Raw genomic sequence first — 12,213 nt, forward strand, 5'->3', positions numbered from 1 at the left:
CTTTTGTCAATTAAATGTGTCTGAATTTGGACTGAGTGTTGTACTTTTGATGGCTTGAGCGTTTAATCGAAGGCTCATCAATAACAACAATGAATGAACTGCATTGGCCAGCCCCGTTTTCTTTGTCGCTTGCGCCCGCTTTTCATCTCGGTACAACGTCTATTCCATGAAATACCACGATTTTGAAACGTTTCTTGCTAGCTTGAAACAGTGTGAACGCATCATCGTTCAAGCCCATGATTTTCCAGACCACGACGCTTTAGGCTCGGCCTTTGCGTTGGCTTATCTTCTACGCAAGCTCGGCTTCAAGCCATTCATCACTTACCACGGTTTTATCGACCGCATTTCTCTGCGCAACCTGATTGAATGGTTGCACATTCCCATCGTCAAACCGCATCAACTGGGGTTGACGCCCGATGACAAAATCATTGTGGTCGATGGCTGTATTGGTGAAAAGAACGTGACGGATTTCCCGGGTTTGGAAGTGGGCGTGATCGATCACCATCAAGTCAGCGCTCCTGACTTTGTGTGGTATGCCGATATTCGTCCTGATTACGGCTCAACCGCGACCATGATGGTTGAGTATTACAATCAGTGTGACGTCGACATCCCGGCTAAAATCGCCACCGCGTTGCTGGTGGGACTTACATTTGATACCGCGAATTTCACGCGCGCTGTTGGGCCTGCAGATATTCATGCCTTGCTGCAACTGCAATCCAAGGCCGACATGGCGATGGTCAATCGCATTTGCCGTAATCAAATTGAGTTTCACGAACTTAAACTGTTCGACACCTTGCTTGCGTCCATGAAGCGAGAAAAGAACTGCGCGTTCGCGGTGTTGCCGGAAGGGTGCAGCAAAAACATGCTGGGTGTACTGGGGGACTTCCTGCTGGGTGTCGATGAGATCGACATGGTGGTCTTGAGTGCCAGAAGCAAAGAGAAAACCTTTCTTTCACTCCGCTCAGAATGCCAACACAACAACGTGGCGCGCATTGTGCGCAAAGCCTTGAACGACAGCGGTATCGGCTTTGGTGGTGGTCACCCTCACATGGCGGGTGGGATCATTAACCACATGTATCAACTCGCGGATGAATTTGATTACGTATACGATTTGATTAAGCCACAGTTGCAATTAAAAGAGTCGTAGCCGCGACGCTTCGTCGTCTCCGTTTAGCCGATGCTGTGTTGTCATGGCATCGGTGCTTACCAGAGTTAACGATCGTTTCTGATCACGCGCGCGTGCCTTCATTCCTTGAATCATTACGGTGACTTGTCATTGTTTTTATCAATATTATTGCGCCATTATGCGCGCGTCCTAAATATTTTAGTGGCAGTCGATAACAAGGCTATAAATAAGCTGAACGCGTGGCCGTTCATTTAAACAATGACCGGATGAGTGGTTTTAATGTTCTTCAGTTTTTATTTTGACCAATCCCAGAAAAACACATGGGTGTGCAGGAGATGAATCACCCCATGATTTGGAGTCGCATCATTTGGGAGGACTTCAAATAAAATCCCATCAATACAACCTGCTTTGAATACGCTGGGTTGTATCTATTCATGTTGCTGATTTATCAGTAGGTTTACGCTGCACAAAATAAGAAATGAATCACAAATTCGATGTCAGTGTCATTTCATTAAGTCATCTTTAATATGAATTATTTATGCGGGAATGATTCATTTAGTGCGATGTGTCGATATTATTAACGCAATTCTTATTATATTTCGAGTGTGATTGAAATCATAAAATAAAAATTCATAATTGTAGGGAATAACCTGTTTAACGAGCGATTTGATTTTGATCATTTTTCCCGTTTTATATTAGGAGGAGCATGTGTGCCCTGTTCCTCATGTGTAGGTTATTTTATGACAACTCCTGTTCCAACTGAACGCAAGGTGACGTTTGGGTGCTATATCGCACTGGCGTTTGCCGTGGTGTTCTTCTCTGGTTTAATGCAATCCAATGCGTGGTATGGCGTATTCGACTTCACCACATTAAATGGCTCTTTCGGTAAGGTGGCGCACGGCGTTACGACCACGGCCGATGGCGTCGTCCAAGCCGCCACCACGTCTTTCCGTGGTACGGGCGGTAGCGGCGCACGCGATGGCTTTATCTTTGCGCTCACCCTGATCCCAACGGTGATGTTCGCACTTGGCATGATCAATGTGCTAGAGCATTACGGCGCACTTGAAGCGGCTCGTAAGCTACTGACGCCTTTACTACGCCCAATCATGGGGATTCCTGGGAATACCGGTTTGGCGCTGATCGCATCGCTGCAAAGTACGGATGCTGGCGCAGCCATGACTCGCCAACTGAAAGATGAAGGGCATCTCACCAAACGCGAAACCGACGTGTTTACGATGTTCCAATTCACCGCCGGTGCGGCCATTGTGAACTTTTTCTCTTCTGGCGCAGTGCTGTTTACGCTCACCATGGCAGATGGCTCTTTGGCGGTGTCGTCGTCGATTGGTCTGGCAGTGGTGGTGATGTTTGCCTTTAAGATCGTGGGTGCGAACCTGTTCCGTGTGTACCTCAACATCACGGAAGGCAAAGAAGACAAACAAGGTAAGAAAGACGCGAAGCATTTGACAGAGGAAGCGGCACAATGAGTAACCCAAAAGCAAGTAAGCCGATGGTGACGGATATTTTCGTCGAAGGCGCTAAGAAAGGTTGGGTGATCGCAACCACGTCAACAGTGCCAAACGTGTTGATGGCGTTCGTGATTATCGCTGCACTACAAATCACTGGTGCGCTGGATCTGATGGGCACGGTGTTTTCGCCAATCATGGCGGTCTTTGGTTTGCCGGGTGAAGCTGCTGCGGTATTGATTGGCGCGTGGATGTCGATGGGCGGCGCTGTGGGCGTGGTGATCACGCTGTTCGACCAAGGCATTTTGAACGGTACTCACATCGCGATTTTGGCACCTGCTATCTATCTGATGGGGTCTCAGGTTCAGTACATGGGTCGCATCATGGGCCCTATCGGGACTGAAGGTCGCTACATTCCAGTGATGATCATCATTTCAATCATCAACGCATTTGGCGCCATGCTGGTCATGAATTTGTTTGTCTAGGAGTTCATCATGCAATTTTCTCTTAACGAATACCTCGAAGAATTGCGTCCGCTGATCAATGTCGATTGTGGGACGTACACCACCGACGGCATCGAAGTGGTTGCGGCGCAGTTTGAAGCCAAGTTCCAAGCCCTGCCGGGTTGGACAGTTAAACGTATCGATTGCGGTAAAGCGGGTGTCGGTCTAGAAATCCGTAATCAGCCCGAGGCAGCCCATATCGATGTGATGCTGATTGGCCATATGGACACCGTATTCCCTGTTGGGACGGCCGCGCAGCGCCCGATGTCGACGGATGGCGAGAAAGCGTATGGTCCGGGTGTATCGGACATGAAATCTGGCCTGCTGAACATCGTGTATGCGATGCGTCATCTAGATCCAGCCGTGCTGGACAACCTGTCGGTTTGCATCTGTATGAACCCGGATGAAGAAACGGGCTCGCTGGATTCGGTCGATTGGATTCAATCGGTGGCCAAACACGCCAAGCATGTGTTGGTGGCAGAAGCGGCGCGTGCAGACGGCGGTTTGGTGAAAGCGCGAAAAGGCATGGCACGCTACAAAATCACCTTTAATGGCGTCGCTGCCCACGCGGGGAACGATCCGGAGAATGGTCGTAGTGCGATTACCGAAATGGCGCACTGGATTCTGGCCATCAATGCGATGACTAATTTTGAATCCGGCACCACATTGAACGTGGGCATTGTGTCGGGTGGTGATGGCGCGAACATCGTTCCTGATCATGCAGAAGCCATTGTCGACGTTCGTTTCTGGAGCAACGACGAGTACGATGACGTCGACACCAAACTGAATGGTTTGGCAAGCGCGCCATTTACCGCGGATGTTCACGTGACGCTTGAACGCGAAGCGTACAAACCATCGATGATGCCAAGCGCGCAAACTGAAGGTTTGATGCAGCTGGTGGAAGCTGCGGCAAGCGAGCTGGCGATTGACATCAATTGGAAAGCGGTTGGTGGGGGCTCTGATGCCAACAATACCGCCATTCTTGGTGTACCGACTCTCGATGGCCTTGGCCCGATTGGCGCCGGTTTCCACAGCGATCAAGAGTACTTGCTGCTGGCATCGATTGAGCCACGCATTCGCCTGCTGATGCGTGTGATTGAAAAATTGGCGTAATTGGCCCAATCCTGTCTGCAAATCCCCGGGGCTTCCTCGGGGATTTTTTTATCCGTCCTTGCTGCGCGACTAAACACGCGGGCATGTCTCTTGCCTTGCCTTCAGTATGAGCCTTCTGTATTAGCCTGCTGCTTGACCTTTTGCATTTCACTTCTGCATTGAGAGGCGAATTGGGGGACGATCACGCCCAAACTGGCGCACCTTTGCGCTCTTACACGTCAATCGCCCACTTCATTCAGACGACGTTCCGGTTTAGTGATATAACTGATGTCATACACTGAAAAATACTTTCAGCCCGCTCGACTCACGATTCAGGAGATAGGTATGCAATTATCCGATTCCGCACTATTCCAACAGCAATGTTTTATTGATGGCCAATGGGTGCCCAGTGACGATGGTCAAACCGCGACCGTGACCAATCCATTTGATGATTCGGTGATTGGTACAGTGCCTGAATTGACTGCGGAACAGGTGAAACGTGCGATTGCATCTGCGCAGATCGCGCAGCGTGCGTGGGCAAAAGAGACGGCTGCCACGCGCTCTGGTGTGTTGCGTCGTTGGTTCAATCTGATTGAGCAACATCAAGATGATTTGGCTTACTTGATGACTTGTGAACAGGGCAAAGCGCTGTCCGAAGCTAAAGGTGAAATTGGCTACGCCGCGAGCTTTGTGGAATGGTATGCCGAAGAAGCCAAACGTGCGTACGGGGAAATGATTCCCACACACAAAGCCGATGCGCGCATTTTGGTGTCTCGCGAACCGGTGGGGGTTGTGGCCGCCATTACACCGTGGAACTTTCCTGCTGCGATGATCACGCGCAAAGCGGCGCCTGCGTTTGCTGCTGGTTGCGCGGTGGTGCTCAAACCGGCGCCCGATACGCCATTCACTGCGCTTGCGTTAGCCGAACTCGCCAAACGTGCCGGTTTGCCGGATGGTTTGCTGCAAGTGGTAACGGGCGATGCGATTTCGATTGGTGAGGTGCTGACCAAAAGCAAAACGGTGCGCAAGCTGTCGTTCACGGGTTCAACGCGCGTGGGTAAAATCTTGATGGAACAATCGGCTTCCAACGTGAAAAAGTTGTCGCTGGAGCTGGGGGGCAATGCGCCATTCATCGTGTTTGATGATGCTGACATCAATGCGGCGGTCGACGGGGCGATGATCGCCAAATTCCGCAACGCGGGTCAAACGTGTGTGTGTGCCAACCGCATCTACGTGCACGACAGCGTGTATGAGCAATTTACCGCCAAATTGGTGGATCGCGTGCGTAAACTGAAGGTGGGCAACGGATTAGACGCCGGAACACACATCGGCCCGCTGATTAACGATGCGGCGGCATCGAAAGTGCTGAGTCACATCAATGATGCGGTGGAGAAGGGCGCCAAAGTGGCGTTTGGGACATTGCCTCAACATGGCAGCCGCTTGCTGGTTCCCCATGTCTTGACCGACATGAGCGATGACATGCTGGTGGCTCACGAAGAAACCTTTGGCCCGCTGGCGGCACTGTTTCGGTTTAGTTTGGAAGAGGAAGTGGTGGCGCGTGCCAATGCCACCGATTTCGGCTTGGCCGCGTATTGCTACACCCAATCGTTGGCGCGTGCATGGCGAATGAGTGAAGCATTAGAAAGTGGCATTGTTGGAATCAATGAAGGGCTGATCTCCACCACGTTGGCCCCGTTTGGTGGTGTGAAAGAGTCCGGCTTAGGACGCGAAGGTGCCAAGCACGGACTGGAAGAATACCTAGAAGTGAAATACACCTTAATGGGCGGCTTGAACTAACCCATCACGCACGCCTAGGTTTAAGGCGTTTTAGGTTGCTCTTGTTGTAACAGCACCCATTTCAGCGGGCCATTGGTTTCAAAATCATTGGCTCGCTGACAAATCATATACACGGCCCCGATCTGCAAGACCGACCCTTCGGAATACGCTTTATCGTCGTAATAACACACGCGCTTGCCAAGGTTTCCATCCATCAACAGGGTATTGTGTTGGTTGGATGTAGACACGGTGTTGGTCTGCATACTGGCGGCGTGCACACTGGCGGTCAGCGCCATTGCGGCCCATACGCTGAGGGGTTTAATCATACATGGACTCCTTTTGCGCCCAGATTAAGGTTGCAGCTTCGGCTCACCCAAGAGGCGCCGATAGCGTGGGAGCATACTCTCATTGCCGAGCAGTCCCCCTTGATGAATGTAAATCATCGATTTAGCAGGTTGAGTGGGTAACCATTCTAACAGACAACGCCACATCAACGGATCGTAAAGTAACTCAAATTCCACCCCCGTCTGTGCATGGAGCGCTTGCCAAATCGCATAGTCTTGTGGATCAAGGCGACCAAAATGATGCTTGGATGAAGGCGAAATGATGGTGGGATGGGCCGTTTCGCCCAATGCCAGAAATTGCTGCGTCAGATAAGTCTCGCCCCCCACGCAAGGACAAGTGACCACCTCGATATGATGTGAAGAGAGCGCTTTATGCAAATACAACGCGGTTGTACCCGTGCCGGCCGGGAGCGCCACACGCCAGGGTTGTTCCGGTTGCGTTGCTATCCATGCCAATAACTCTTCGGCGAGCTGAGTGACCCCCTGCTCAGCGAGAACACTGCGGCCGCCTTCTTCCACCGACAAACAGGCGTCATCGGGTTGGCGAACCTGTGCAATGTAATCACGCGGATGAGCGAAACCCAGTGGCCGAGTTTCAATGAGGCGAGCCCCCAATGCCAATGCTGCCCGATAGTTGCCAATGGGCGTGGCTTGCAGCCACGCAGGCAGGTGATCAACGTAGAACTCAAGTTGCCAACCGCGTAAGTGTGCAAGCGCAGCCAACGAGTAGAGCGAATTGGCCTGCGCTGAACCGTAGCTGATCAAGGTGGTTATGTTGGGATAATGCCCCGTCAGCAAGCTCATCAATTTGCGCGCTTTGTTGCCGCTAAATTGCGGATGTAACCAGTCATCCCGTTTGAGATAAAACGCGTGGCCGGAAAAATGATGTGGAGTGATCGGGCTATGGGCAAGCTTCATGTTAAGCGATATGTAAAGGCGATGACGCATAGTGTGCCTTGAACGGCAGACGAAAAAAAGCCCAGAACAAAGACGATCTGGGCTGATACAAACATAGGAGTTAATAAGAAAAAGCAGCGTAAATGTCAGTTGGCAGAAAGAAGAACGTTCGACGGCCTGTAAAACTCTTAAAGCTCTGGCAACTACGATAATTCAGACCGGGCCGCACAGAAAGAGTTCCCAGAAAAGATAAAAAAAATTCACATTTTTCAGAATTAGAGCTGGATCAAGCTGTTAGTTGTACAAAATACATTCTGGTCAGACCAAGAGTGAAAAGTGTGATGTTAATTGCTTGTTAATGATCTGTGTCAACGGTATATTTCAAACAGATGTTTGATACGAGTGATTAAAATGGCACCGAGAAGTAGTACTAAGGAAAAGATACTGGACGTCGCTGAGGGATTATTTGCGGAACATGGGTTTAACGATACCTCGTTACGAACCATTACCAGCAAGGCGAACGTGAACTTAGCGTCGGTGAATTACCACTTTGGAGACAAAAAAACATTGGTGCGTGCAGTGCTCAATCGTTACCTGGAGGCATTTATGCCTGCAGTCCACGATGCGCTGATCAACCTGAATTTGCGTGACGAATACACCATGGCGGATGTGTTTGAATCGCTGCGTGGCCCGCTGCGAGCACTCAATGATGTTCGTCCGAACGGCACCAGCCGCTTTATGTTGTTGATTGGACGCGGCTATACCGATGTGCAAGGACACCTGCGTTGGTTTATCACCACTCGGTATAACGATGCGTTGTCTCTGTTTATTGAATCGGTGATGAAAGCCAATCCGGATTTGACCCGTGAAACCTTGTTCTGGCGACTGCACTTTACGCTCGGAACGTGTGTCTTCACGATGTCTTCAAGTCAGGCTTTGGCACAAATTGCTGAAAACGATTTTGGAAATAAGGTCGATGCAAAAGCGGTCGTTGATCAAATTATTCCATACTTAGCAGCCGGCGTGGCTGCACACTAAAATTAAGACAATAAGTATAAAGACCAGTGAACAAAAGGATCTGAATATGTGCTCTCTACGAAGAAAATGGATTAGTGACCCGGCTTTCAAACTGTTCAAACAGGTACTTCCGCCGCTTTCCGATACTGAAAAGGAAGCGATGGAAGCAGGAAGCGTGTGGTGGGATGGTGAGCTGTTCTCTGGCAAGCCAGACTTTAAAAAGCTACATCACTATCCAAAACCAACTCTGACCGCGGAAGAGCAATCTTTCATTGACAATGAGTTGGATACGCTGCTGTCGATGTTAGATGAACACAAGATCATCAAACACGACCGTGATTTGCCCAAAGAAGTTTGGGACTATCTACGTAAAGAGCGTTTCTTCTCTCTGATCATTGCCAAAGAGTACGGTGGTCGCCAATTTTCTGCGCTGGCGAACTCCACCATCGTGACTCGAATCGCAACGCGCAGTATCAGCGCTGCGGTAACGGTGATGGTACCCAACTCATTGGGCCCGGGTGAGCTGCTATCTCACTATGGGACTCAGGCGCAAAAAGATTACTGGCTGCCGCGTTTGGCAGACGGCACAGACATTCCATGTTTTGCACTGACTGGCCCCGAAGCGGGTTCTGATGCGGGCGGGATTCCGGACCAAGGCGTGGTGTGTTACGGCATGCACGAAGGCAAGGAAGTGCTGGGTGTGCGCCTGAACTGGAACAAGCGTTACATTACGCTGGCGCCGGTCGCCACGGTGTTGGGTTTGGCGTTCAAAATGAGCGATCCAGACCAACTTCTGGGTGACAAAGTCGACATCGGCATTACCTGTGCGTTGATCCCAGCAGATCACGACGGGGTGGAAATCGGTGAACGTCACGACCCATTGGGGCTGGCATTCATGAACGGTCCAACTCGTGGCCACGAGGTGTTCATTCCCATGGAATGGCTGATTGGCGGCGTGGATTACGCTGGCAAAGGCTGGCGCATGCTGGTGGAATGTCTATCTGCAGGTCGCGGTATTTCCCTGCCGGCATTGGGTACGGCCATTGGTCACCTGACAGCGCGTACTACGGGTGCTTACGGTTATGTGCGTAAACAGTTTGGCATGTCGATCGGTAAATTTGAAGGTGTGGCGGAAGCGATGGGGCGCATCGGTGGCCTGACTTATCTGCTGGAAGCCACGCGCACGCTGACCACAACCTCGCTCGATCTCAAAGAGAAACCGGGGATTGTTACAGCAATAGCCAAGTATCACATGACTGAAATTGCGCGCACCATTTTGGATGATGCGATGGATATTCACTCCGGTCGTGCGATCCAAGATGGCCCGATGAATTACCTTTCAACCCATTACTTGGGTGTGCCGGTGGCCATCACCGTTGAAGGGGCGAATATCCTGACGCGTAACCTGATGATCTTCGGTCAGGGCGCGACGCGTTGCCATCCATACGTATTGAAAGAGATGGAAGCTGCGGCGAACCCGGATGAAAAACAAGCGGCGAAAGCGTTCGATGAACTGCTGTTTAAACACATCGCCCATGCGACCAAAAACACCTTTGGCGCGTTAGGGGCGGCGTTGACGGGCTCTCGCTTTATCAAAGCCGACATGAGCGGGCCGACTAAACCTTATTATCAACAGATGACGCGTTTGAGCCGCGCATTGGCAGTGAGTGCGGATTTCGCCATGCTGACGTTGGGCGGTGAACTGAAACGCAAAGAGATGATTTCCGCGCGTTTGGGCGATGGTTTGAGCTACTTGTATATGGCATCGGCAGTCTTGAAACGCTATGAAGATGAAGGGCGCCAGCAAGCGGATTTGAACTTTGTTCATTATTCGATGCAGTACTGTTTGCACCATGCGGCGAAGTCGCTCAACGAAGCGTATCGCAACTACCCGATCAAATCGGTCGGCAAGTTGCTGAAAGGTCTGCTGTTCCCATTGGGCAACCATTTTGACGCACCAAGCGATACGTTGACGGTCAACATTGCGGAAAGCATCATGACACCGGGCGCACATCGTGATCGTCTGACGCACTTGTGCTACATCGGTAAAGATGAAAATGACAGCGTTGGGTTGATGGAAAAAGCATTCCTTGCGATGTATGGCGTGAAAGGTTTAGAACGCAAACTCAATAAAGGCGTGAAAGAGGGCAAAGTGGCGCGTAAAGGTGTGCTGGCTGAGCGCTTGGAACAAGCCAAAGCGGCAGGTGTACTGAACGCTGAAGAAGTAGAGGCGATTTTAGCCGCCGACAAACTGCGTTATAAAGCCATTCAGGTTGACCATTTTAGTCATGATTTCTCCGAAGTTTTGACCAATAAAGAGAGTAAACCTAAGCTCAATAACGTGGCTTAATTGATTCGTTCCCGTTTATCCAAGAAGGCTTCCTGATCGAAGCCTTCTTTTCGTTGGAATTGTTGAAACGTCGCTGGAATCGTTAGAAACGTTGGAAGGTTCGTGTCGTTCTCCGTCTCTGTCGTGATTCATCTTGCGATGAGGCTCGTGACGAAGCACAGGCAGACACCCGAGTGAGAGATGTGGCGGACCCCCTTAAAATGACCTAACTTGCCGCCAATTTAGGCGTTGAGTGCTCCAACCACTTGCAAAATGAAGGCATTTTTACAGAAATAGGATGCGAACCGCGGGCGAACCTTTTATCCTAGCGAAGATTTTTGAAGGAAGTTGAATATGATCATCAAACCTAAAATTCGCGGATTTATCTGTACAACAACGCACCCAGTGGGTTGTGAAGCTAATGTAAAAGAACAAATTGCTTACACCAAAGCACAAGGTCCAATCAAGAACGCGCCTAAGCGTGTGCTTGTTGTCGGCTCTTCTAGTGGATATGGTCTGTCTTCTCGCATCGCGGCAGCGTTTGGCGGCGGCGCAGCGACTATCGGTGTCTTCTTTGAAAAACCAGGCACAGACAAGAAGCCTGGCACAGCTGGTTTCTACAACGCAGCAGCGTTCGACAAACTGGCGCACGAAGAAGGTTTGTACGCGAAAAGCCTCAATGGTGATGCGTTCTCAAACGAAGCCAAACAGAAAGCGATTGAACTGATTAAACAAGATCTGGGTCAGATTGACCTGGTGGTATACTCACTGGCATCTCCAGTGCGTAAAATGCCGGAAACTGGCGAGCTGATTCGTTCAGCACTGAAACCTATCGGTGAGACTTACACATCTACAGCGGTTGATACCAATAAAGATGTGATCATCGAAGCCAGCGTTGAGCCGGCTACCGAGCAAGAAATTGAAGATACCATCACCGTGATGGGCGGTCAGGACTGGGAACTGTGGATGCAAGCGTTAGAAGACGCTGGTGTTCTTGCTGACGGTTGCAAGACCGTGGCTTACAGCTACATCGGTACTGAACTGACTTGGCCTATCTACTGGGATGGTGCGTTAGGTCGTGCAAAAATGGACCTAGACCGCGCTTCTGCAGCATTGAATGCGAAGCTAGCAGCCAAAGGCGGCTCAGCGAACGTTGCGGTACTGAAATCTGTGGTGACTCAAGCAAGTTCTGCCATTCCAGTGATGCCGTTGTACATTGCGATGGTATTCAAGAAAATGCGTGAAGAAGGCATTCACGAAGGCTGTATGGAACAGATCTTCCGTCTGTTCAACGAGCGTCTTTACAAGCAAGATGGCAGCGCGCCAGAAACAGACGACAAGAACCGTCTGCGTTTGGATGACTGGGAACTGCGTGAAGACATTCAACAGCACTGCCGTGATCTGTGGCCACAAATCACGACCGAGAACCTGAAAGAGCTGACAGACTACGCGCTGTACAAAGAAGAGTTCTTGAAACTGTTCGGTTTCGGTATCGAAGGTGTGGATTACGAAGCAGACGTGAACCCTGCGGTTGAGTTTGACGTGATCGATATCTAATTCGATTGAGAGACAAAAAAGGCGCTGATTTCAGCGCCTTTTTTCATACCCTTTATTTCTCATCCGTGATGGATGATTGGCTCATGTGCACTCGCCAAACGATAATTCA

10 protein-coding genes are annotated in these 12,213 nt (G+C 50.4%); 8 read left to right on the top strand and 2 right to left on the bottom strand.

Annotated features, from left to right (window positions below):
* The first annotated feature begins 166 nt into the window (after positions 1-166).
* The 5 genes from ACS18Q_RS05210 to ACS18Q_RS05230 all read left to right on the top strand — a co-directional run bounded on the left by ACS18Q_RS05210 (position 167) and on the right by ACS18Q_RS05230 (position 5,981).
* A complete protein-coding gene (locus ACS18Q_RS05210; protein WP_004726382.1) occupies positions 167-1,147 on the top strand; it encodes a DHH family phosphoesterase in 981 nt (326 codons plus the stop codon).
* A 719-nt stretch (positions 1,148-1,866) separates the two neighbouring features.
* On the top strand, positions 1,867-2,610 hold the full coding sequence (locus ACS18Q_RS05215) for a nucleoside recognition domain-containing protein (protein ID WP_004726380.1): 744 nt from the start codon (positions 1,867-1,869) through the stop codon (positions 2,608-2,610).
* Entirely contained in the window at positions 2,607-3,074 is a 468-nt protein-coding gene (locus ACS18Q_RS05220) for a YjiG family protein (protein ID WP_004726379.1), read from the top strand. The genes ACS18Q_RS05215 and ACS18Q_RS05220 overlap by 4 nt, the downstream gene beginning before the upstream one ends.
* Before the next feature lie 9 nt (positions 3,075-3,083).
* The gene (locus ACS18Q_RS05225; RefSeq protein WP_014205349.1) at positions 3,084-4,205 is read left to right on the top strand and encodes a M20 family metallopeptidase; all 1,122 of its coding nucleotides are present in this window, start codon (positions 3,084-3,086) and stop codon (positions 4,203-4,205) included.
* Between the two features lie 324 nt (positions 4,206-4,529).
* Positions 4,530-5,981 carry an NAD-dependent succinate-semialdehyde dehydrogenase gene (locus tag ACS18Q_RS05230; protein WP_441257490.1) on the top strand — a complete coding sequence of 484 codons (1,452 nt, stop codon included), beginning with the start codon at positions 4,530-4,532 and terminating at the stop codon, positions 5,979-5,981.
* A gap of 20 nt (positions 5,982-6,001) precedes the next feature.
* On the opposite strand, the gene ACS18Q_RS05235 is transcribed toward ACS18Q_RS05230, so the two are convergent.
* Complete coding sequence (locus tag ACS18Q_RS05235) at positions 6,002-6,286, bottom strand: YnjH family protein (protein ID WP_055466367.1); 285 nt, start codon at positions 6,284-6,286, stop codon at positions 6,002-6,004.
* A gap of 24 nt (positions 6,287-6,310) precedes the next feature.
* On the bottom strand, positions 6,311-7,222 hold the full coding sequence (locus ACS18Q_RS05240; RefSeq protein ID WP_441257491.1) for a 1-aminocyclopropane-1-carboxylate deaminase/D-cysteine desulfhydrase: 912 nt from the start codon (positions 7,220-7,222) through the stop codon (positions 6,311-6,313).
* A gap of 390 nt (positions 7,223-7,612) precedes the next feature.
* On the opposite strand from ACS18Q_RS05240, the gene ACS18Q_RS05245 reads away from it, so the two are divergent.
* The 3 genes from ACS18Q_RS05245 to fabV all read left to right on the top strand — a co-directional run bounded on the left by ACS18Q_RS05245 (position 7,613) and on the right by fabV (position 12,104).
* A complete protein-coding gene (locus ACS18Q_RS05245) occupies positions 7,613-8,239 on the top strand; it encodes a TetR/AcrR family transcriptional regulator (protein ID WP_041942577.1) in 627 nt (208 codons plus the stop codon).
* A 46-nt stretch (positions 8,240-8,285) separates the two neighbouring features.
* Positions 8,286-10,568, top strand: a complete 2,283-nt coding sequence (locus ACS18Q_RS05250; protein ID WP_158107216.1) for an acyl-CoA dehydrogenase — start codon at positions 8,286-8,288, stop codon at positions 10,566-10,568.
* A gap of 333 nt (positions 10,569-10,901) precedes the next feature.
* On the top strand, positions 10,902-12,104 hold the full coding sequence (gene fabV, locus ACS18Q_RS05255; RefSeq protein ID WP_004726372.1) for an enoyl-ACP reductase FabV: 1,203 nt from the start codon (positions 10,902-10,904) through the stop codon (positions 12,102-12,104).
* The last annotated feature ends 109 nt before the right edge of the window (positions 12,105-12,213 follow it).

The organism is Vibrio sp. Vf1514 (assembly GCF_052076135.1).
In the GTDB taxonomy this organism is placed as follows: domain Bacteria; phylum Pseudomonadota; class Gammaproteobacteria; order Enterobacterales; family Vibrionaceae; genus Vibrio; species Vibrio furnissii.